Origin of the sequence: Klebsiella sp. WP8-S18-ESBL-06 (assembly GCF_014169755.1) — a bacterium.
GTDB classification, from domain to species: Bacteria; Pseudomonadota; Gammaproteobacteria; order Enterobacterales; family Enterobacteriaceae; genus Kluyvera; species Kluyvera ascorbata_B.
The window spans coordinates 2,987,006-3,009,486 of the sequence record NZ_AP022256.1; the positions used below are offsets into that span (position 1 = coordinate 2,987,006).

Below are 22,481 nucleotides of genomic sequence, written 5' to 3' on the forward strand. Positions count from 1 at the left end.
AGGCCCCACCCCGGCTCGAAGAGAAACGCACCTTTACGTGTAAGATGCTGATCGGGGCAACATTCAGCATCGCAAACATGGAAAAGCGGAACAATAGACACTACCGTTTGTTTTTAGAAACAAAAAACCATTTGATTTCAGCATCATGTGGTTCGGAACAATATTTAGCGTTAAACTATTCATGTCACTAATTTAATGGAGAAACAGCATGCGCGTACTCGTCGTAGAGGACAACGCTCTGTTACGTCACCATCTGAAAGTTCAGCTCCAGGAAATGGGCCATCAGGTGGATGCCGCAGAAGACGCGAAGGAAGCAGATTATTATTTAGGCGAGCACCTCCCCGATATTGCGATTGTCGATCTGGGCCTGCCGGATGAAGATGGCCTGTCGCTGATTCGCCGCTGGCGCAGCCACGATATCTCACTGCCGATTCTGGTGCTGACGGCCCGTGAGAGCTGGCAGGATAAGGTGGAAGTTCTGAGCGCCGGTGCTGATGATTACGTGACCAAACCGTTCCATATTGAAGAGGTCGCCGCCCGCATGCAGGCGCTGATGCGCCGTAATAGCGGCCACGCGTCGCAGGTGATCTCTCTGCCGCCGTTCCAGGTTGACCTGTCGCGCCGCGAGCTGTCCATTAATGAAGAAGTGATCAAACTCACCGCCTTCGAATACACCATTATGGAAACGCTGATCCGCAACAATGGCAAGGTGGTCAGTAAAGATTCTCTCATGCTTCAGCTCTACCCTGACGCCGAACTGCGCGAAAGCCACACGATTGATGTGCTGATGGGGCGTCTGCGTAAGAAAATTCAGGCCCAGTATCCGCACGACGTGATTATTACCGTGCGCGGTCAGGGCTACCTGTTCGAACTACGCGAATGAAGCATATTCGTCGGCATATTCTGCCGCTGTCGCTGCGGATGCGTTTTCTGCTGGCGACGGCTGCCGTGGTTATCGTGCTGTCGCTGGCCTACGGCATGGTGGCGCTGGTCGGCTACAGCGTCAGTTTTGATAAAACCACTTTTCGTCTGCTGCGCGGCGAGAGCAACCTGTTCTATACCCTGGCAAAATGGGAAAACAATGCGCTGAGCGTTGATATTCCCGACAATCTCAATATGCAAAGCCCTACGGTAGCGTTGATCTACAACGACAAAGGCCAGCTGCTGTGGCAGCAAAAAGACCTGCCGTGGTTGACCAAACGTATTCAGCCGGAGTGGCTGCGGGGCAACGGTTTTTATGAAATTGAAGCCGACGTCAACTCTACCAGTACGCTGCTGCGCAACGATCATGAGATGCAAAAAGAGCTCACCGAGATGCGTGAACAGGGGGACGACTCAGAAATGACCCACTCGGTGGCGGTCAACAGCTACCCGGCCACCAGCCTGATGCCCGCGCTGGTGATCGTGGTCATCGACACCATTCCGATAGAGCTGAAACGCTCCTATATGGTCTGGAGTTGGTTCTCCTACGTGGTTGCCGCCAACCTGCTGCTGGTCATTCCGCTGCTGTGGATAGCCGCTCACTGGAGCCTGCGCCCGATTGCCGACCTCACCCGCGAAGTGCGCGAACTGGAAGAGCACCACCGTGAGCATCTTAATCCCGATACCACCCGCGAGCTCACCAGCCTGGTACGCAACCTGAACCGACTGCTGAAAAGCGAACGCGAGCGCTATGACAAATATCGCACCACCCTAACCGACCTGACGCACAGTCTGAAAACGCCGCTGGCGGTGCTGCAAAGCTCGCTACGTTCGCTGCGCAGCGAGAAAATCACCGTCAGTGAAGCCGAGCCGGTTATGCTGGAGCAAATCAGCCGTATCTCGCAGCAAATCGGCTACTACCTGCACCGTGCCAGCATGCGTACCGACAGCACCCTGGTCAGCCGCGAGCTGCACCCGGTTGCGCCGCTACTAGACAGCCTGACCTCGGCGCTGAATAAAGTCTATCAGCGCAAAGGGGTGAACATCACGCTGGATATTTCGCCGGAGATAACCTTTGCCGGTGAACAAAATGACTTTATGGAAGTCATGGGCAACCTGCTGGATAACGCCTGTAAATACTGCCTGGAGTTTGTGGAAGTGTCCGCCCGCCAGACCGACGATTACCTGCACATTATCGTTGAGGATGACGGCCCCGGTATTCCACAGAGCAAGCGTGATATCGTCTTCGACCGCGGTCAGCGCGCCGATACCATGCGTCCAGGTCAGGGCGTTGGCCTCGCCGTCGCTCGCGATATTGTTGAACAGTATGACGGCCATATCGCTGCCCACGATAGCCTGCTCGGCGGGGCGAAAATGGAGGTTATCTTCGGCCACCAGAACCTGGACAGTCACGAAGGGTAAATTCTGTTTCCGCAGCAAGGTAGTTTTGTGAATAAGATGTATAATCCAGGACATATCTCTGCTGCGGAAATAGTCATATGGAATACCACTTAACGTTAAACTGGGCCGATTTTCTGGCTCGCTACTGGCAAAAGCGCCCGGTCGTTCTTAAACGCGGCTTCGCCAACTTTATTGACCCCATTTCACCGGATGAACTGGCGGGTCTGGCGATGGAAAATGAGGTCGATAGCCGCCTGGTTAGCCATCTCGACGGCGACTGGCAGGTGAGCCACGGCCCGTTCGAAAGCTTCGACCACCTCGGCGAGAGCAACTGGTCGCTGCTGGTGCAGGCCGTCGATCACTGGCACGAACCGTCCAGCGCGCTGATGCGTCCATTCCGCGCCCTGCCCGATTGGCGTATTGACGATCTGATGATCTCTTTCTCGGTACCCGGCGGCGGCGTTGGCCCGCATGTCGATCAGTACGATGTCTTTATTATCCAGGGGACCGGCCGCCGCCGCTGGCGCGTAGGCGAGAAAACCGCCCTTAAACAGCACTGCCCGCACCCTGACCTGCTGCAGGTGCAGCCGTTTGACGCCATCATTGATGAAGAGATGGAGCCGGGTGACATTCTTTACATCCCGCCAGGATTCCCGCATGAAGGCTACGCGCTGGAAAACTCGCTTAACTACTCTGTAGGCTTCCGTTCGCCGAACAGCCGTGAGCTGATCAGCGGCTTTGCCGACTACATTCTGCAGCGCGACTTGGGCAACCAGCACTACAGCGATCCGGACGTGCCCTCGCGCGATCATCCGGCAGATTTACTGCCACAGGAAGTCGACAGCCTTCGCGAGATGATGCTGGGATTAATTCAGCAGCCGGAGCACTTCCAGCAGTGGCTGGGCGAATTTATCAGCCAGTCGCGCCACGAGCTGGATATTGCGCCGCCGGAGCCGCCGTACCAGCCGGATGAAATCTACGATGCCTTGCAGCAAGGCGACATGCTTCAGCGTCTGGGCGGGCTGCGGGTGATCCGTATCGGCGATGATTTCTTCGTCAACGGCGAGAAGGTGGATTCTCCGCACCATCAGGCGCTGGATGCGATGGCGGGCAGCATCATGCTGGAAAGCCAGCATTTTGGTGAAGCGCTGGACGATCCATCGTTCCTGGCGCTGCTGGCTGCGCTGGTCAACAGCGGCTACTGGTTCTTTGCAGAATAAACCACCGAATCTATACCGATAGTAGGCCGGATAAGGCGTTTACGCCGCCATCCGGCCTGCATAAAAACCCAGCGCGAATCTACGCCGGGTTTTCTTTGACGGTTAGCCGCGCTGGGCCGTCAGCTCAGCGATACGCACAATCACCTGCACCGCTTTCTCCATCCCTTCCAGGGTCACAAATTCATGCTTGCCGTGGTAGTTATAGCCACCGGTGAAAATGTTCGGACACGGTAGCCCCATAAAGGAGAGCTGCGCGCCGTCGGTGCCGCCGCGAATCGGCTTGAGATCCGGCTCAATATCGCAGTCGCGCATCGCCTGCTGAGCAATCTCGACGATATGCGGATGCTCCGCCACCTTCTCGCGCATATTGTAATAGCTGTCTTCAATGATCAGTTCAATATAGCAATCCGGGTGCAGGCCTTTGCCGACCTTTTTGGCGATTTCCATCATCTTGCGCTTACGGGCTTCAAACTGCTTACGTTCAAAGTCGCGCACAATGTAGTGCATCTCGGCGCGATCTACCGAACCTTTGATGCTGGTCAGATGGTAAAAGCCTTCATAGCCTTCGGTTTTTTCCGGGCTTTCATCGGCGGGCACTTCCGCATGAATGCGCGCCGCCAGCGACAGCGCGTTGACCATCACTCCTTTCGCGGTTCCCGGGTGGACGTTATTACCGACAATCTTGATCGTCACCGATGCGGCATTAAAGTTTTCGTACTCCAGCTCGCCCACGCCGCCGCCGTCAATGGTGTAGGCCCACTGAGCGTTAAAAGCCTCAACGTCGAAATGTTTTGCCCCTTTGCCCACTTCTTCGTCCGGCGTGAAGGCCACGCGAATGTCGCCGTGCGGGATATTTTTCTCTTTCAGCACCGCCAGCGCGGTCATGATTTCGGCGATCCCTGCTTTATCATCGGCGCCGAGCAGCGTTTTACCATCGGTGGTGATCAGCGTCTGCCCCAGCAACTGGTGCAGCACCGGGAACATCACCGGTGACAGCACTTCGTCGCCGATACCCAGCGCGATATCGCCGCCGCGGTAGTTTTCCACGATCTGCGGGTTAACGTTTTTACCGCTAAAGTCCGGGGCGGTATCCACATGGGAGATAAAACCAATCGCCGGAATGTCGCCGCTGACGTTGGCCGGCAGAGTCCCCATGACGGTGCCCTTTTCGCTCAACGTGACGTTAACCAGCCCCATCGTTTCCAATTGCTCTTTGAGCAGATGTAACAGTTTCCACTGCCCTTCGGTACTCGGCACCTGACGCACGCCGGGCTTCGATTGCGTGTCCAGAGAAACGTACTGCAAAAAACGCTCAAGCAATTTATCCATGTAGCCACCCTCACTTTTTGTGACAACATTATCAATAAGCCATAAAAGACAAATATTGCGTCAGGTCACTTTTAGCCCGTCAAAGGCGACTTTTTTTCCCCGAACGGCATCTAATCGTCAGATATTCCTATAGGAAGTTTAACAAGGATTGGCGATTGAGTACGTTTGCCGTAGAATGCCAGCCCTTATTAATACGAATCAGACCTCTAAACGTCTAAAGGTGGTTAACCACAAACCCCGCATCGGGAAGCGATACCGTCGATCGAAGATGATGTGTATCCACGGTGCGTTTACATGGGACAGAGTAATAAATTGAACACAAAATCGCGTTCGCTGTCGCCGCTGGTCGAACTGGTGGGGATTCGCAAGGACTTCGATGGTAAAACGGTCATTTCGGATCTCGATTTGACCATCAATAACGGTGAGTTCCTCACGCTGCTTGGCCCTTCTGGCTGCGGCAAAACGACCGTACTACGCCTGATCGCCGGGCTTGAAAGCGTTGACGCAGGGCAGATCCACCTGGAAAACCAGGATATCACCCGCGTTCCGGCCGAAGATCGCCACGTTAATACCGTATTTCAGAGCTACGCGCTGTTTCCGCATATGACCGTTTTCGATAACGTCGCGTTTGGCCTGCGTATGCAGAAAACGCCGGCGGGCGAAATCGCGCCACGCGTGCACGACGCCCTGCGGATGGTACAGCTGGAAGAGTTTGCCCAGCGCAAGCCACACCAGCTCTCCGGCGGCCAGCAGCAGCGCGTCGCCATCGCCCGTGCGGTAGTCAATAAGCCAAGCCTGCTGCTGCTCGACGAATCGCTCTCTGCGCTTGACTACAAGCTGCGTAAACAGATGCAAAACGAACTGAAGGCGTTGCAGCGTAAGCTCGGTATCACCTTCGTGTTCGTTACCCACGATCAGGAAGAAGCGCTGACGATGTCCGACCGTATCGTGGTCATGCGCGACGGCAAAATCGAGCAGGACGGTACGCCGCGTGAAATCTACGAAGAGCCGAAAAACCTGTTTGTCGCCGGCTTTATTGGCGAGATCAACCTGTTCGATGCGACCGTGATCGCACGTCTTGACGATCAGCGGGTACGCGCCAACGTCGAAGGCCGTGAATGCAATATCTACGTCAACTTCCCGGTTGTTCCGGGACAAAAGCTCAACGTTCTGTTGCGCCCGGAAGATCTGCGCGTCGAGGAGATCCACGACGGCAATGAACTGGAAGGACTGATTGGCTACATCCGTGAACGTAACTATAAAGGGATGACGCTGGAGTCGGTCGTTGAGCTGGAAAACGGCAAGATGGTGATGGTCAGCGAGTTCTTTAACGAAGACGATCCGGACTTTGACCACTCGCTGGACCAGAAAATGGCGATTAACTGGGTCGAAAGCTGGGAGGTCGTACTGGCTGATGAAGAGCACAAGTAAATTCCAGAATGTGGTGATTGCCACAATTGTCGGTTGGCTTGTGCTGTTCGTGTTCCTGCCCAACCTGATGATCATCGTCACCAGCTTCCTGACCCGTGACGATGCCAACTTTGTTCAGATGGTGTTCACGCTGGACAACTATACGCGTCTGCTCGATCCGCTCTACGCGCAGGTGCTACTGCACTCGCTGAACATGGCGGCCATCGCCACGCTGGCGTGCCTGGTACTGGGCTATCCGTTTGCCTGGTTCCTGGCCCGGCTGCCGCAGAAAGTGCGCCCGCTGCTGCTGTTTCTGCTGATCGTGCCCTTCTGGACCAACTCGCTGATTCGAATCTACGGGCTGAAAATCTTCCTCAGCACCAAAGGCTACCTCAACGAATTTCTGCTGTGGCTTGGCATCATTGATACGCCAATGCGGATTATGTTCACCCCCAGCGCCGTGATCATCGGCCTGGTGTACATCCTGCTGCCGTTTATGGTGATGCCGCTCTATTCCAGCATCGAAAAGCTCGATAAACCGCTGCTGGAAGCCGCTAAAGACCTTGGCGCCAGCAAGCTGCAAACCTTCATTCGCATTATTATTCCGCTTACCATGCCGGGTATTATTGCGGGCTGTCTGCTGGTGATGCTGCCGGCGATGGGCCTCTTCTACGTCTCCGATCTCATGGGCGGGGCGAAAAACCTGCTGATTGGTAACGTCATTAAGAGCCAGTTCCTCAACATTCGCGACTGGCCGTTCGGCGCGGCCACCAGCATAACGCTGACGGTGGTGATGGGGCTGATGCTGCTGGTGTACTGGCGCGCGTCGCGCCTGCTCAATAAAAAGGTGGAGCTGGAATGATAGGTCGACTGCTGCGCGGCGGCTTTATGACCGCCATTTATGCGTATCTTTATATTCCGATTATCATTTTGATCGTGAACTCGTTTAACAGTTCGCGTTTCGGGATCAACTGGCAGGGTTTTACCACCCAGTGGTACAGCCTGTTGATGAACAACGATAGCCTGCTGCAGGCGGCCCAGCACTCGCTGACGATGGCGATTTTCTCCGCGACCGCCGCCACGCTCATCGGCTCGTTAACCGCCGTGGCGCTGTATCGCTATCGCTTCCGCGGTAAACCGTTCGTCAGCGGCATGCTGTTCGTGGTGATGATGTCGCCAGATATCGTCATGGCTATCTCGCTGCTGGTGCTGTTTATGCTGCTTGGGATCCAGCTCGGCTTCTGGTCGCTGCTGTTCTCCCACATCACCTTCTGCCTGCCGTTCGTGGTGGTCACCGTCTTCTCCCGTCTGAAGGGCTTTGACGTACGCATGCTGGAGGCGGCAAAAGATCTGGGGGCCAGCGAGCTGACTATCCTGTGGAAAATTATTCTGCCGCTGGCGATGCCGGCGGTGGCGGCGGGCTGGCTGCTGAGCTTCACCCTGTCGATGGATGATGTCGTGGTCTCGTCGTTCGTTACCGGGCCCAGCTACGAAATTCTGCCGCTGAAGATTTATTCCATGGTGAAAGTCGGCGTGTCGCCGGAAGTGAACGCGCTGGCAACGATTCTGCTGGTTCTGTCGCTGGTCATGGTGATTGCCAGCCAGCTGATTGCTCGTGATAAAACCAAGGGCCTGAAGGTCAGGCGCACAACTCAGGGGACGTAAAATGATGAAATGGTCACGCCACCTGCTCGCGGCAGGTGCTTTAGCGCTCGGCATGAGCGCAGCCCACGCGGACGATAGCAAAACACTGTATTTCTATAACTGGACGGAATACGTTCCGCCCGGACTGCTGGAACAGTTCACCAAAGAGACCGGCATCAAGGTTATCTATTCGACCTACGAGTCGAATGAAACCATGTACGCCAAGCTTAAAACCTATAAAGACGGTGCCTATGATCTGGTGGTGCCGTCCACCTACTTTGTCGACAAAATGCGCAAAGAAGGGATGATTCAGAAGATCGATAAAACCCAACTGAGCAACTTCAGCAATCTTGACCCAGAGATGCTCAACAAGCCGTTTGACCCGAACAATGACTACTCTATTCCGTACATCTGGGGCGCAACGGCGATCGGCGTCAACAGCGATGCCATCGATCCGAAAAGCGTCACCAGTTGGGCCGACCTGTGGAAGCCGGAATACAAAAGCAGCCTGCTGCTGACCGACGATGCGCGCGAAGTGTTCCAGGTTGCTCTGCGCAAGCTCGGCTACTCTGGTAACACGACGGATCCGAAAGAGATTGAAGCCGCCTATAACGAGCTGAAAAAACTGATGCCGAACGTTGCCGCGTTCAACTCCGACAACCCGGCGAACCCGTATATGGAAGGCGAAGTTAACCTCGGTATGGTCTGGAACGGCTCGGCGTTCGTGGCTCGCCAGGCCGGCACGCCGCTGGAAATCGTGTGGCCGAAAGAAGGCGGTATCTTCTGGATGGACAGCCTGTCGATTCCGGCCAATGCCAAAAATAAAGAGGGCGCGCTGAAGCTGATTAACTTCCTGCTGCGCCCGGACGTGGCAAAACAGGTTGCGGAAACCATCGGCTACCCGACGCCTAACCTGGCGGCACGCAAACTGCTGAGCCCGGAGGTGGCCAACGATAAGTCGCTCTACCCTGACGCCGAAACCATTCAGAAAGGCGAGTGGCAGAACGACGTCGGCAACGCCAGCGCGCTGTATGAACAGTATTATCAGAAACTGAAAGCCGGACGTTAAGCGTCCACGCGTCGGGACACCGTGCGTCCCGACGCTCACCTCACCCGCGGGTAGAAATAGCGCACCCGAAATTCATCGTTATTGTTATACAGTACCGAATAGTCGAGCGGCCTGCCCGAGGGTTCCACGGCCTGCGTTTCGATACGAATCACCGGGTCCTTTTCGCTCAGATTGAGCATCCGCGCCACGTCTCGGCGAGCTAAAGTGGTAGAAAACGTCTCGTAACAGCCGGCGATGGTAATACCGCACTCTTGTTCGAAGAAGTCGAACTTTGAGTGGTTCATGTGCTCCAGCGTCAAACGAGGAAAACGCAGCGCCGACAGCCAGGTTTCCTCCAACTGCATTGGGGTTTTATCCATAGTGCGAATCCGCTTCACGTGGAACAACGGCTCACCCGGGTCACACTGTAGCCAACCGGCAATATTCTCCACTGCCGGGATCACCTCAAAGCTCAGCACGCGGCTGACCGCCGGTTTGCCTTGAATGCGGGCAATCTCGCTAAAACCCATAAATCCATTCAGCCAGGCCACCGTTTTTTTGTGGCGAATAATACTGCCGGCGCCCTGCCGTTTTTCAATAATGCCTTCCGCTTCCAGCACCGCCAGCGCTTTACGCAGCGTATTTCGCGACACCTTAAAATGCGCAGCGAGCGATTTTTCCGCCGGTAGCGCATCGCCCTCCCGCCGGTTCGACGTATCAATATATTCATTTATTAAGTGGACAACCGAACGGTAAATCATGGCAGCCTCCCTGCGGTTCAGAGAAACAGCATAACGCGATTTCCTCGGATTGCCAGCACGCAAAGGCACCACTAAGGAACACGTTTTTTCATCATTATTTCAATAAGATAAATAGTAATTACGCACCATTCCCGCCTACCTATTCCTGTCTGGCGATGTAAATGGACAAGTCAGCGCAGAAAAATATTGATGGACTTAACATTATCCCGAGCCAATTAAAACAAAAATACCCGACGACCTGACCACTTATCATTAACCTCATGAATAAATTAGAAAAAACCTTTCATAAAATAAATCCTCTTATTGTCTGGCTCGGGAAAAGCCCATGGCTACAGGCCATCTCTATTTCGATGGTCTCTACCGTCGCAATTACGCTCATCGGATCGCTCAGCGTGCTCCTGATGGTGCTGCCTATCGACAGCGTGCATCAATTTTTTGTCAGCAGCAGCATGATGCCGGTGTTTAACAACGTCACGACCAGCACGCTAGGCATCCTGGCCATTTACGTTACGTTCTTCATGGCGCGCAACCTGGTCCGGCAGTACAACGTCGACACGGACAGTACGCTGAGCGGCGTGGCGGCTGTCATGGCCTTTTTAATCGTGACGCCGATGGCGGACGAAAGTGGCGCAATTACCGCTATTCCCCTGACCTGGCTCGGTGTACAGGGTGTTTTTTCCGCGATGCTGATTGGCCTGGGCGTCGGGCGTCTGTTTATCTTTACCATCCAGCGCGGCTGGACGCTGCGTCTGCCAAAAGGCGTGCCGCCGATGATTGGCCGGGTGTTCGAAGGCCTGTTTCCGTTCGTGCTGGTGGGTATTGTGTTTCTGCTGATTAACCGCCTCTTTGTGGCAACACCGTGGGAAAACATTCACCAGTGCATCTATACCCTTATCCAGCAACCGCTGAAAGGGCTGGGCGGTAGCCTCTGGGCGTTCCTGCTGGTCACGCTGGTCATGCAGCTGATGTGGTTTCTCGGTATTCACGGCACCAACGTGGTGCTGCCGCTGGTGACCCCCATCTGGCTGGCGATGGATCTCGAAAACCTTGACGCGTGGCGTAACGGTCTGGAAATGCCCAACGTGCTCGGGCTGGCGTTCTTTAACATCGTGACCTGGAGCGGGCTGGCGCTGGGGCTGGTACTGTTGATGTGTCTGTCAAAAAGCAAACAGTTTAACCAGATGGGCAGGCTGGCGCTGATGCCCGCGCTGTTCGGCATCACCGAACCGGTGATCTTCGGTACGCCGCTGGTGATGAACTACCGCCTGATGGTGCCGTTTGTGACCAACAACGCCATCGCCATCGTCATTGCGTGGCTGCTGATCAAACTGGGGCTGGTGGCCAAAATCGTGGGGGCTCAGACCCTCTTTGGCCTGCCGGTCGGCTTCTTCGCTGCGGTAGGCGGCGCGACATCAATTATCGCCCTGCACCTGTTCCTGCAGCTGATTCTTTCGCCGCTGCTCTGGTATCCGTGGTTCAAAATGGCCGAGCGCGCCGCGCTGGCGGCAGAACGCAACGCTGACCAGGAGGCCCAATGACCTCCCTTCACGCGCTGCTGGCGCAGATGACGCTGGACGAAAAAATAGGCCAGCTGGTGCAGCTGTCCGGGGAATTTTTCCTTGATGAGCCCCAGCTGACCGTGGGGCCGAAGGCGAAGCTGGGTATCGCGCAGGCGGTGGTGGATAACGTCGGTTCGGTGCTGAACGTCTCCGGTGCGGTGAAAACGCGCGAAATCCAGCGCAAACACCTGCAAAACAGTCGGCTAAAGATACCGCTGCTGTTTATGGCCGACGTGATTTACGGCTACCGGACGATCTTCCCGATCCCGCTGGCGCTCGGCTGCAGCTGGTCGCCCGCGCTGATCCGTCAGTGCTGCGTCGTGGCGGCGAGAGAAGCCGCCAGCGCCGGTAGCCATGTGACCTTTGCGCCAATGGCCGACCTGGTGCGCGATGCTCGCTGGGGTCGCTGCATGGAGTCAACCGGCGAAGATGTGTTTCTGAACACACAGTACGTGCGCGCCAGCGTTGAGGGTTTCCAGCAGGATATGCCCACGCAGCATGGGTTGGCCGCCTGCGTGAAGCATTTTGCCGGCTACGGCGCGCCGATCGGCGGTCGCGACTACAATACCGTCGAGCTGTCGCACCAGAGCCTGTTCGAAGACTATTTCCCGCCCTTCCAGGCCGCCATTGACGCGGGCTGCGAGATGGTGATGACGTCCTTCAACACCGTTGACGGCGTTCCCGCCACCGCCAACCCATGGCTATTGAAAACCCTGCTGCGCGAGCGCTGGGGGTTTCAGGGGATCACCATTGCCGACTATGCCGCCGTGAAAGAGCTGATTGCGCACGGCGTCGCGGCCGATGAACAGGACGCCTGCGCGATCGCGTTCAACGCCGGGCTGGATATCGACATGAAAACCGCCTGCTATGCCAACGGCCTGAAGCCGCTGCTGGCGGCCGGAAAAATCAGCGAACGCGCGCTGGATGACGCCGTCCTGCGCGTGCTGCGGCTGAAGCAGAAGCTGGGGTTATTCGACGATCCGTATCGCGGCGTCACCCCCGAGGGCGAGCAGCGCTGCTGCTATCACCCGGAGCATCTGCGCCTTGCCCGAGAGACGGCGGGGAAATCGCTGGTGGTGCTCAAAAACGATCGTCAGACGCTGCCGTTTAACCCAGCGACAACGCGCGTTGCGCTGATTGGCCCTTATGCCGACAACCCGGATATCTTTGGGCTGTGGGCCGTTTACGGCGAGAAATCGCGCTGTACGACGCTTAAGACCGCGCTGCAAGAGACCATCCCCGACGGCAACCTGTGCGTAACGCCGGGCTGCGACCTGCTGCTGGACTACGGTTTTCTCGGCGAATTTGGCGCAACGCACCAGGTAGAACAAACCCGCTGCCTGACCGATAACGAGCGAGCACAGGAGCTTGAGCGCGCGCTGGACTACGCGCGTCAGGCCGATGTGGTCCTGCTGGCGATGGGGGAACATATGATGCAGAGCGGCGAAGCCGCCAGCCGCACCGACCTGCATCTGCCCCGCCACCAGGTCGAATTTATTCAGCAGATCGCCGCCGTGGCAAAGAAAACCGTGCTGATCCTGTTTAACGGCAGACCGCTGGTGCTGACCGACGTTGTCGACCACGTTGACGCCATCGTCGAGGCCTGGTTCCCCGGCATTGAGGGCAGCCACGCGCTGGTCGATGTACTCAGCGGCAAACGCAACCCTTCCGGACGGCTGTCGATGAGTTTCCCTTATGCCAACGGCCAGGTGCCGGTCTATTACAACGCGCTGAATACCGGCCGACCGGCGCATCAGTCCGACCATAGCCCGCGCTTTCTGTCCAAATATCTGGACTGCCCGAACGCGCCGCTGTTTCCCTTTGGTTTTGGCCTATCGTGGCACGAGACGCGCCTCAGCGATCTTCACGTGACGCCCCGTCTGCTGCCCGGAGGGACGGTCATGGTGAGCGTGGCAGCTCACAATACGTCTGACGTTGACGGCCTCGAAACCCTCCAGTTGTATCTTCATGATTGTGTCGCCAGCATCGCCCGCCCCGCCCTGCAGCTGAAAGGCTTTACCCAGGTGATGCTCGCCGCGGGTGAAACGCAGGTGGTTCACTTTGAGATAACGCCGCACGATCTTGGCTTCTACGATGCCGAAGGCGATGTTCGGCTGGAGTACGGCAGGTTCAGGGTCTTTGTCGGCCTGAACAGCGCATCACTGCTGGAGGGAGAATTTTACTACGCAGAAAGTTAATTTTCGGGCGCCCGGCGAGTTGTCGCGGGCGCCCGAACGTTTACAGCGATTTCAGCAGCGCGTCGACGTAGGCTGGCACCACTTCGCTCGCCAGACCGTAATGCTTCTCCTCAAACTCGCTGCCCACCTGGCTCGGTTCAAGATTCAGCTCAACGGTATGCGCACCGTGCAGTTTCGCCTCGTGCACAAAACCCGCCGCCGGGTAGACGTGGCCAGAAGTGCCAATAGCGATAAAAATATCGGCCATCGACAGCGCAAGGTAGATATGGTCCATCTCGAACGGCATCTCGCCAAACCAGACGATATGCGGGCGCAGCGGCGCCGGGAACTGGCAGCAGTGGCAGCGGTCTTCCACCGTTAAATCCCCCGGCCAGTCAAACACCTGGCCGCTTTGGGTACAGCGCACCTTCAGCAGCTCGCCGTGCATATGCAGCACGTTGTGATTGGCCGCGCGCTCGTGCAGGTTATCGATGTTCTGCGTCACCAGCATAAAGTTCTCGCCAAGCGCCGCTTCCAGCCGGGCCAGCGCCAGGTGCGCCGCGTTGGGCGCAATCTCCGGCTGCTGAAGCTGGCGACGACGGGCATTATAGAAACGTTGCACCAGTTGCGGATCGCGCGCGTAGCCTTCCGGCGTCGCCACATCCTCAACCTTGTGTTCTTCCCATAAGCCATCCGCCGCGCGGAAGGTCCGAATACCCGACTCTGCCGAAATCCCCGCGCCCGTAAGCACAAGTACTCTTGGTTTATCCATCTGTTCTGGCATCACCCTGTCCGTGAAAAAAATACGCTGGCGCAGACGCTGGCGCAGCTGACGTTTATTCCGACGGAAACGGCTCAATCGATGTAAGCGGCGCGACTGCATATCTACTCCATGTTAGTTGGTCAGATGAAGGAACGCAGCGCCGCGCATTCCCCCTGCATCGCCGTGGCGCGCGCGTTCAATACGCGGCGTGCGGGCTACAGGCAGTAAATGACGCGGTAGGCGGTGCGCTAGTCCATCGGCGATCGCTGAAAAGTTTGATAGCCCACCGCCGAGCACCAGCAGATCCGGGTCGACAATGGTCAGTATATTGCCCAGGCAGACGGCAAGCAGATCCAGGTAGCGTTCAACGTGTTCACGCGCCTTTTCATCTCCCTGCTGCCACAGGGCCACAATCTCCGGTGAAGTGAGCGACTGTTGATAAAAATGGTTATACAGCCAGGCAAACCCGCGACCGGATAAATAGTTTTCAATGCAGCCAAGCTGGCCGCAGCCGCAGCGGACGAGCGGAAAATCACGCCCCACGACTTCCAGCGCATCGACCGGCAGACGAATATGGTCAAACTCGCCGGTGATATAGCTATGCCCGGTAATCGATTTACCGTTCTGTACGATGCCGCCACCCACGCCGGTGCCGAGAATCAGCCCCATCACCAGCGGGTACTGGGTAAACTCGTCGTCCCAGGCCTCGGAGATGGCAAAGCAGTTGGCGTCGTTGTCGAGCCGTACGTCACGTTCCAGTAGCCTGCTCAGGTCCGCGCGCAGCGGGCGTCCGGTCGCCGCTGGCACGTTCGCCGCGTACAGCGTACCGTCTTCGGTTTCCGGCATACCGGGAATACCGATACCGACAGAGCCCCGGCAGTGAAAGCGTTCGTCAGCCTCCGCCACCAGGCCGGTCACCGCCTCAAGAAAGCGTTCATAGCTCTCTGTCGGCGTCGGAATGCGTTTTTCCCACTGAAGCTGGCGCGATGAATCAAATACGCCCAGCGCGATTTTGCTGCCGCCAATGTCAAATCCATAATGCATCATGATCAATTTCTCTAACTGACGCACGCAGCAGCAACGCCGCGTGGTCAGGACGTCAAATTACTGGCCACTCAGCACCCTCGCAGGGTCGATACGGCTGGCGCGGCGGGCGGGATACCAGCTTGCCAGCAGACTCAGCAACAGTGCCGTGACCAGCACATAAACGACATCCAGCCAGTGCAGTTCAGACGGCAGGAAGTCGATAAAATAAATGTCACCCGACAAGAATCGGTGACCAATCAGTTTTTCAATCACGTTAATAATGCCGGTCAGATACAGGGATGCCAGCACCCCGATAACCACACCGCAGATGCTGCCCAGCAAACCGGCCAATAAACCATACCACACGAAAATTGCGCGAATCAGCCCGTCTTTGGCACCCAGTGTGCGCAGCACCGCAATATCGCTACTTTTATCTTTAACGGCCATCACTAACGTCGACACGATGTTGAAGCAAGCCACACCTATCACGAGTACCATCGCCAGATACATGATCGCACGGATCATCTGGATATCGCGGTACATATAGCCGTAGGTGCCAATCCAGCTTTTGATATAGACGTAGTTATTCGTCACCTCGCCCGCGTCGCGCACCAGTTTATTGGCGTTAAACACGTCGTTCACTTTGATGGCGATACCGGAAATGCTCTCGCCCATATCGAGATACTGCTGAGCATCCTGGAGCGGGATCATGGCGAAGCTATGGTCAAGCTGGCCGCTCAGCTGCAGAATGCCGGTCACGTGCAGACGCACGCGTTTTGGCTGCAGCAGCTTGTGTTCAGGGTTGGAGTTGGGGATCATTATCGATACCCAGTCACCGGCTTTGACCTTTAGCGCATCGGCAACGCCTTTGCCGAGAATAATTTGCTGTTCACCGGCTTTAAAGTTGGCCCAGGCATCGGCCTGCACAAAGCGCGGTAGCGCGCTCAGTCGGGTTTCCTGCTGTGGATCCACGCCTTTAACCTGAATCGCGCGCAGATTGCTGCCGCTCTCCACCAGACCGGTAAAGTTGATGTACGGCGCGGCGGCCTCAATGCCCCTCACCGCTTCAACTTTCGGTAACACGCTCTGCCAGTGGTTCCACGGCTGGTTGACCGCCTCAATTTCGCCGTGCGGTACCACCGCCAGAATGCGGTTGTTCAGCTCGCGCTCAAAGCCATTCATCGCGCTTAGCCCGACGATCAGTACCGCTACGCCCAGCGCAATGCCAACGGTTGAGATAACGGAAATCAGCGACACCATGCCGCTGCGCCGACGCCCGCGGCTAAAGCGCAGGCCGATCAGTAACGACAGCGAAGGAGCCATTAATGCGCTCCCATCAGGGTCAGTTGGTCGCTCAGGTGGCCGTCGCGCATCTCAAGCTGACGCCCCATACGTTTCGCCAGCTTCAAATCGTGGGTCACGACGAGAAAAGCGGTGCCCTGAGACTGATTCAGTTCGCCAAGCAGTTTGAAGATGCTATCGGCATTTTTGGCATCCAGGTTGCCGGTCGGCTCATCCGCCAGCACCAGACGCGGGTTATTGACCAGCGCGCGGGCGATCGCGACGCGCTGACGTTCGCCGCCGGACAGCTCCGATGGACGATGGCTGGCGCGATGCGCCAGGCCGACCGCATTGAGCATTTCCAGCGCGCGGGTGTTAATTTCTGCCGCTTTTTTCTTGCCAATCAGCAGCGGCATCGCCACGTTTTCAAGCGCCGTGAAGTCTGGCAGCAGGTGGTGGAACTGGTAAATAAAGCCGAGCTTCTGGTTGCGCAGTTCGGCTTTTGCCGCCGACGACAGTTTGCTCATCGGCTGGCCGCTGAAAATCACATCACCGCTGGTCGGCGTGTCCAGGCCGCCCAGCAGGTGCAACAGCGTACTTTTGCCCGAGCCGGAGGTGCCGACAATCGCCATCATTTCCCCCTCGCCGACGCTGAAGCTGACGTTGTGCAGCACGTCAGTCTGCACCGAGCCTTCCTGATAGCGTTTGCACAGGTTGTCGCATTGCAACAGGATCTTATTCATAACGTAAAGCCTCAGCGGGTTGGGTGGCGGCAGCGCGCCAGGAAGGGTAAAGCGTTGACAACAGCGCCAGGGCCATCGCCACCAGCGCAATCACGATAACCTGCAGCGGCTCGATGGCAACCGGCAGCGCCGCGCCGTCGAGGAACGCACCGATAATCGGCATTAAATTATTGAGCTGGCTGGCCAGCAGCACGCCAAGCACCGCGCCTAACAGTGCGCCGATAATACCCGCGCTGGCCCCCTGCACCATAAAGACGGTAAGGATCTGCCGCGGCGTCAGGCCCTGGGTTTGCAGAATAGCCACTTCGCCCTGCTTCTCCATCACCATCAGCCCCAGCGAGGTAATGATGTTAAATGCGGCAACGGCGACGATCAGGCTGAGCAGCAGGCCCATCATGTTTTTTTCCATGCGCACGGCCTGGAACAGCTCGCCTTTACGCTCGCGCCAGTCCTGCCATTTGGTGCCTGCCGGCAGCGTTTGCTGGCTAAGGGTGTCGACCTGCAGCGGTTTATCCAGCCACAGACGCCAGCCGGTGATGTTGCCCAGCGGGTAAAGCATCAGGCGCGAAGCGTCCTGAATGTTGACCAGCATCTGGTAACCGTCGACCTCACTGTTCGCCGCAAAGGTGCCAATTACCGTGAACAGACGCTGACTCGGCAGACGCCCCATCGGCGTGAACTGGCTGGCCGAAGGCACCATCACGCGGATTTGATCGCCGCGATTCACGCCCAGTTGGCCTGCCAGCTGTTCACCCAGGATCACGTTGTATTTGCCCGGCGCCAGGTCGGTTTGCTTAACGTTCACCAGATATGGCGTCAACGGATCTTTCTGCGCAGGGTCAATGCCCAGCATCACGCCAACCGACACGCTGCGCGCGCTTTGCAGCACGACGTCGCCGGTCGTCAGCGGTGCCACGCGGGTCACGCCCTGTAGCTTCACGCTATCCTGCGGAATTTTTTGCGGATTGAGTGAGCCCTGATCGGCGCTCAGAATGGCCTGCGGCATCAGCCCCAGGATGTTGTTTTGCAGCTCGCGTTCAAAGCCGTTCATCACCGAAAGTACGGTGACCAGCGCCATCACGCCAAGCGTAATGCCGATAGTTGACAGCCAGGAAACAAAGCGACCAAAGCGGTCCGCTGCTCGCCCGCGCATGTAGCGCAGGCCGATAAATAGTGCGACAGGTTGGTACATGTAATCCGTCTGGTTGCTGATAGCAGAAGCACGAGTATATAAGCGAAAGCAGGATGGGTAAATGACTGAACCGTAAGCGCAAGGTTGACAATTCTCCGCCGGGCGGCGACAACGTTGAAATTTTCGCCGTAACGGTTAATAGTGATGTTTTCCCTTATTAGCCGTGAATTCATGATGATCCGCACCGTTCCCCCACAGATATTAGCCGCTGGCGCCCTGTTGCTGAGCTTGTTCTTACTGTATACCGGCGTCAGCGCCGCAGAAAAAGTGACCTGGCTGATGGAGGTGACGCCGGTGATTATTGTGGTCCCGCTGCTGCTGTTAACGGCAAAGCGCTACCCGCTGACGCCACTGCTGTATCTGCTGATTTTCCTGCATGCCGTCATTTTGATGGTCGGCGGCCAGTATACCTATGCGAAAGTCCCGCTGGGGTTTGAGGTGCAGGAGTGGCTGAGCCTGAGCCGTAATCCCTACGACAAACTCGGCCATTTCTTCCAGGGGCTGGTACCGGCGCTAGCGGCGCGCGAAATTCTGCTGCGCGGGCACATTGTACGCGGTGAAAAAATGCTGGCGTTTCTGGTGTGCTGCGTGGCGCTGGCGATCAGCGCCACCTACGAGCTGATTGAATGGTGGGCGGCGCTGGCGATGGGGCAAGGCGCGGACGATTTTCTTGGCACTCAGGGGGACCCGTGGGATACCCAGTCGGACATGTTCTGTGCGCTGCTGGGCGCATTGACGACGGTGCTGCTGCTGGCGCGCTGGCACAGTTGCCAACTGAAATCTGCCGGATGGCGTTGGCGCTTATCCGGCCTACGGGATCGAGTTGTAGGCCGGATGGCGGCGCACGTTACCCGCGACGAAACTTGATAATTAAAATCGGCAGAGCAAACACCAGCGTCAGAAAATTCGCCATGCTTACCGCCGCGTCTTCAATCATCAGGCCATAAACCAGCCACATCACCAGCCCGCAGACAAACATCACGTACATCAGCCCGGAAATACCCTGCGTGTTGCGCGTGGCGATAACCTTTATCGCCTGCGGTAAAAACGAGAGCGTGGTGAGGCTGGCGGCCAGATAACCAATCCATGACGACCATTCCATGCTCATGCCTTTACGTCACGTGCCGTTGCCACCGCGATGGCCGGTTTCTCCGGGGTCACCGTCGGCTGCGGGACTTTGCGGTATTTATCCAGCAGCTGGATTTGAATCTTACGCAGCATGTCGCCATTCAGGCGATAGAAGCGGTAATAAAGCACCAGCGTCACGATGAAAAACAGCACCGGCAGCACAATCATAATGAACTGCATCCCCTGAATGGTTTGCGCCGACTGCGCCACGTTAGGCGTATAGCCAATCACCCCGAGCACCACGGCGATAAAGAATGCGGCAAACGCCGAGCCGCCTTTTACCACCATTGTTTGTACCGAATAGGCAATACTTTCACAGCGCACGTTGAGCTTATACTCGCCGTAGTCGACGGTGTCAGCCACCATAATGACCTGAAGCACCCAGAACAGCGCGGTACCGACGTTAAGGAAGATCCCTGCCAGCACAATCATCGGTGCGTTATGATAGCCCGCCAGCGCCATGGCAAATAACGCCGCGCAGCTGATAACCGGCAGCACCGATGCCCCGGCCCACAGCACCCGGCGCGAGAGCGCATTCACCAGCCGCGGGAACAATATCAGCGTCAGTAAATTTGCCGCCCCGGCGTAGGACAGGTAATACGGGAACAGCGCCGCATCGCCAATCACGTAGGTGAAATAGTAAATCGCAAAGCCGGTAATGATGTTTGAGGCAATGTTATAGGCCAGCGCCATACCAAGCAGACAGGAGAGCTGATCGTTTTTGTAGATCAGCGCGACAATCCCTTTCAGCGTCAGGCGAGCGCCGTCGGCAGAGGCGTCACTATCCGAGGAAAAGACCTCATGGACATTGCGCAGCGTGACCAGGGTGGAGACGATAAAGAAGGCAATTAACACCAGCGTAAACATCTGGAAGCCAAAGCCGCGATCCGCCCCGCCGACAAATTCCACAAACGGCAGCGTAATACCCGCCGTGACGAACCCGGCCAGGCTAGCGAAAAAGCGTGGATACGGCACCAGCTGCTCGCGTTCACGTTTATCAAGCGTAATGGTCGGTACCAGCGACCAAAAGGGAATATCCATAATGGTGTAGGTCATGCCCCACAAAATGTAGGTGACGCAGACAAAAACCACCTGCGCGGTGCCTTCAAACAAATGCGCACTGAACAGCAAAAACAGTACCAGCGAGTTCGCCAGCGTGCCGATAAAAATCCACGGTTTAAACTTCCCCCATCGCGTGCGGGTCGCGTTGACAATCCACCCCATAATCGGGTCGTTTATCGCGTCCCAGATGCGCGCCACCAGAAAAAGCGTGCCCACGAGGCCCACCGACAGCCCCACAACATCGGTGTAGTAATACATCAGGTACATGTACACAATACCGATAGCGAAGTCCTTACCAAATGCCCCGAATCCGTAACTCAGTTTTGTCGTCAGAGAGATGCTCATAGGGTATCGGGTCGCTGTTACCAGCGCCCGCCTTCTGTAGAGTAGCAAAAGGTAACGCGCCGGATACATTGCCCGGCGCAGTGTCATTTTGATTAATGATGCAGCCAGGCTGGCAACCAGTCGCCGTGGGCAGCAATCAGGTCATCCACCAGCGCATAAATCTCCTCAATACCCAGCACGGCAGCGGTATGCGGGTCCATCATTGCCGCATGGTAAACACGATCGCGGTTTTCCGTCAGAATGGCTTCCGTGAGCAGCGTCTGCACGTTGATGTTGGTCTGCATCATCGCCGCCAGGTGAGCAGGTATCGCCCCGACTTTGGTTGGCTGGATCCCGTTAGCATCAACCAGACAAGCCACTTCCACGCAGCTGCCCTGCGGCAGGTTATCAATCAGCCCGTCATTGCGCACGTTGCCATAAATGACGCTGGGCTCACCGGTCCACAGCGCGTTCATAATGGTGCTGGCGTACTCGCGCGACGGTTTAATATCAATGCGATCGGCGCGTTTGTACTCCTCCAGCTCCTTATGCCAGTTCGCCACCTGCTCAACGCAGCGTTTCGGGTACTCATCCAGCGGAACGCGGTAGCGCGCAATGAGATCTTCCCGTCCGGGTTTGATAAACCACGGGGTATATTCCGCAAAGTGTTCAGACGACTCGGTGACGAAGTAGCCCAGCTTTTTGAACATTTCATAGCGCACGATGTTCTGGCAACGCGTATTTCCATGAATATTCGGCTTAGGCGCCTGCCCGGCCTCATAGGCAGCCAGCAGCTCAGGGTACAGATTGACGTAGCGGCCATCGGCCGTTTTACGCTCCAGCTCAAGATAAAACGCCATATGGTTAATCCCGGCGCAGCGATAGCGGAGCAATGCCGGATCGATATCCAGGTCACGCGCCAGCTCTTCCGCCGTTCCCTGTACGGAGTGACATAACCCAACCTGTTTGATATGCGGATAGCGGGCATACATCGCCCACGTGTTCATCGCCATCGGGTTGACGTAGTTCAGCATGGTGGCATCCGGACACAGTTCGCTCATATCCTCACAAATCTGCCACAAATGCGGGATCGTACGCAGCGCGCGCATGATGCCGCCGGGGCCAAGGGTATCGGCGATCGTCTGTTCCAGACCGTGGCGCTTACAAACCTCAAAGTCGGTGACGGTGCACGGCTCGTAGCCGCCAATCTGGAAGGCGACGACCACGAAATCAGCCCCCTGCAGCGCAACGCGCTGGTCGGTGTGGCAGGTAATATGGCCGGATGCACCGGCGGAATCCATCAGCTTGCGCACCACGATATGCGACTCTTCCAGCCGCGTTTCGTCGATATCCATCAGCGCGATATGCGCCGACTTCAGCGCCTCGCGGTGAAACACGTCGCCGAGGATATTCTTAACAAAAATGGTGGAACCGGCGCCGATAAAGGTAATTTTTGGTGCTGTCATCATGACTCTCCCGAACAGTATTGGAC

General features: G+C 56.7%; 20 protein-coding genes. 10 read left to right on the forward strand and 10 right to left on the reverse strand.

Annotated features, from left to right (window positions below; all coding sequences use genetic code 11):
- The first annotated feature begins 208 nt into the window (after positions 1 to 208).
- The 3 genes from phoP (at position 209) to H7R76_RS14370 (ending at position 3,542) form a co-directional block, all read left to right on the forward strand.
- Positions 209 to 883, forward strand: a complete 675-nt coding sequence (gene phoP / locus H7R76_RS14360; protein ID WP_106926394.1) for a two-component system response regulator PhoP — start codon at positions 209 to 211, stop codon at positions 881 to 883.
- Entirely contained in the window at positions 880 to 2,343 is a 1,464-nt protein-coding gene (phoQ, locus tag H7R76_RS14365) for a two-component system sensor histidine kinase PhoQ (RefSeq protein ID WP_106926392.1), read from the forward strand. Before phoP ends, phoQ begins: the two co-directional genes overlap by 4 nt.
- A gap of 77 nt (positions 2,344 to 2,420) precedes the next feature.
- Positions 2,421 to 3,542 (forward strand): ribosomal protein uL16 3-hydroxylase, encoded by a 1,122-nt coding sequence (locus H7R76_RS14370; protein ID WP_106926390.1) that lies wholly within the window; start codon positions 2,421 to 2,423, stop codon positions 3,540 to 3,542.
- 102 nt (positions 3,543 to 3,644) lie between these two features.
- On the opposite strand, the gene pepT is transcribed toward H7R76_RS14370, so the two are convergent.
- Complete coding sequence (gene pepT / locus H7R76_RS14375) at positions 3,645 to 4,871, reverse strand: peptidase T (protein ID WP_181357988.1); 1,227 nt, start codon at positions 4,869 to 4,871, stop codon at positions 3,645 to 3,647.
- A gap of 294 nt (positions 4,872 to 5,165) precedes the next feature.
- Between pepT and potA the strand changes: the two genes are divergently transcribed.
- From potA to potD, 4 genes are read left to right on the forward strand one after another with little or no spacing between them, the layout of a single operon-like run.
- On the forward strand, positions 5,166 to 6,302 hold the full coding sequence (gene potA / locus H7R76_RS14380; protein ID WP_182965591.1) for a spermidine/putrescine ABC transporter ATP-binding protein PotA: 1,137 nt from the start codon (positions 5,166 to 5,168) through the stop codon (positions 6,300 to 6,302).
- A complete protein-coding gene (gene potB / locus H7R76_RS14385) occupies positions 6,286 to 7,143 on the forward strand; it encodes a spermidine/putrescine ABC transporter permease PotB (protein ID WP_106926384.1) in 858 nt (285 codons plus the stop codon). The genes potA and potB overlap by 17 nt, the downstream gene beginning before the upstream one ends.
- On the forward strand, positions 7,140 to 7,946 hold the full coding sequence (gene potC, locus H7R76_RS14390) for a spermidine/putrescine ABC transporter permease PotC (RefSeq protein ID WP_106926382.1): 807 nt from the start codon (positions 7,140 to 7,142) through the stop codon (positions 7,944 to 7,946). The genes potB and potC overlap by 4 nt, the downstream gene beginning before the upstream one ends.
- 1 nt (position 7,947) lies before the next feature.
- Complete coding sequence (potD, locus tag H7R76_RS14395) at positions 7,948 to 8,994, forward strand: spermidine/putrescine ABC transporter substrate-binding protein PotD (protein WP_182929086.1); 1,047 nt, start codon at positions 7,948 to 7,950, stop codon at positions 8,992 to 8,994.
- Between the two features lie 35 nt (positions 8,995 to 9,029).
- Here potD and H7R76_RS14400 read toward each other — a convergent pair whose 3' ends face one another.
- Positions 9,030 to 9,734 carry a GntR family transcriptional regulator gene (locus H7R76_RS14400; protein WP_106926378.1) on the reverse strand — a complete coding sequence of 235 codons (705 nt, stop codon included), beginning with the start codon at positions 9,732 to 9,734 and terminating at the stop codon, positions 9,030 to 9,032.
- 260 nt (positions 9,735 to 9,994) lie between these two features.
- Here H7R76_RS14400 and H7R76_RS14405 point away from each other — a divergent pair, with 260 nt between their 5' ends.
- Both H7R76_RS14405 and bglX read left to right on the forward strand, forming a co-directional pair.
- Entirely contained in the window at positions 9,995 to 11,272 is a 1,278-nt protein-coding gene (locus H7R76_RS14405) for a PTS sugar transporter subunit IIC (protein WP_106926376.1), read from the forward strand.
- Positions 11,269 to 13,491: a beta-glucosidase BglX gene (bglX, locus tag H7R76_RS14410; RefSeq protein WP_182929087.1), complete on the forward strand. Its 2,223-nt coding sequence runs from the start codon at positions 11,269 to 11,271 to the stop codon at positions 13,489 to 13,491. Before H7R76_RS14405 ends, bglX begins: the two co-directional genes overlap by 4 nt.
- 40 nt (positions 13,492 to 13,531) lie before the next feature.
- Here the strand turns inward: bglX and cobB are convergent, their stop codons facing one another.
- Genes cobB through lolC form a run of 5 tightly spaced genes read right to left on the reverse strand, consistent with a single transcriptional unit; the run spans position 13,532 to position 18,475 of the window.
- Complete coding sequence (gene cobB, locus H7R76_RS14415; protein WP_182965593.1) at positions 13,532 to 14,353, reverse strand: Sir2 family NAD+-dependent deacetylase; 822 nt, start codon at positions 14,351 to 14,353, stop codon at positions 13,532 to 13,534.
- Between the two features lie 12 nt (positions 14,354 to 14,365).
- Positions 14,366 to 15,277 (reverse strand): N-acetylglucosamine kinase, encoded by a 912-nt coding sequence (gene nagK / locus H7R76_RS14420; protein WP_182967995.1) that lies wholly within the window; start codon positions 15,275 to 15,277, stop codon positions 14,366 to 14,368.
- A gap of 60 nt (positions 15,278 to 15,337) precedes the next feature.
- Entirely contained in the window at positions 15,338 to 16,582 is a 1,245-nt protein-coding gene (lolE, locus tag H7R76_RS14425) for a lipoprotein-releasing ABC transporter permease subunit LolE (protein ID WP_106926370.1), read from the reverse strand.
- On the reverse strand, positions 16,582 to 17,283 hold the full coding sequence (gene lolD / locus H7R76_RS14430) for a lipoprotein-releasing ABC transporter ATP-binding protein LolD (protein ID WP_182965595.1): 702 nt from the start codon (positions 17,281 to 17,283) through the stop codon (positions 16,582 to 16,584). Before lolD ends, lolE begins: the two co-directional genes overlap by 1 nt.
- Entirely contained in the window at positions 17,276 to 18,475 is a 1,200-nt protein-coding gene (gene lolC, locus H7R76_RS14435) for a lipoprotein-releasing ABC transporter permease subunit LolC (RefSeq protein WP_182929088.1), read from the reverse strand. Before lolC ends, lolD begins: the two co-directional genes overlap by 8 nt.
- Before the next feature lie 174 nt (positions 18,476 to 18,649).
- On the opposite strand from lolC, the gene H7R76_RS14440 reads away from it, so the two are divergent.
- On the forward strand, positions 18,650 to 19,342 hold the full coding sequence (locus tag H7R76_RS14440) for a DUF2238 domain-containing protein (protein WP_182967997.1): 693 nt from the start codon (positions 18,650 to 18,652) through the stop codon (positions 19,340 to 19,342).
- Here the strand turns inward: H7R76_RS14440 and H7R76_RS14445 are convergent.
- From H7R76_RS14445 to melA, 3 genes are all read right to left on the reverse strand, one after another.
- Positions 19,323 to 19,577, reverse strand: coding sequence for a SemiSWEET transporter (locus H7R76_RS14445; protein WP_106926364.1), 255 nt, complete (start codon positions 19,575 to 19,577; stop codon positions 19,323 to 19,325). The two genes, H7R76_RS14440 and H7R76_RS14445, sit on opposite strands and share 20 nt — an antisense overlap.
- Before the next feature lie 2 nt (positions 19,578 to 19,579).
- Positions 19,580 to 21,010 (reverse strand): melibiose:sodium transporter MelB, encoded by a 1,431-nt coding sequence (melB, locus tag H7R76_RS14450; RefSeq protein WP_182965597.1) that lies wholly within the window; start codon positions 21,008 to 21,010, stop codon positions 19,580 to 19,582.
- Between the two features lie 92 nt (positions 21,011 to 21,102).
- Entirely contained in the window at positions 21,103 to 22,458 is a 1,356-nt protein-coding gene (melA, locus tag H7R76_RS14455; RefSeq protein ID WP_106926361.1) for an alpha-galactosidase, read from the reverse strand.
- Between the last annotated feature and the right edge of the window lie 23 nt (positions 22,459 to 22,481).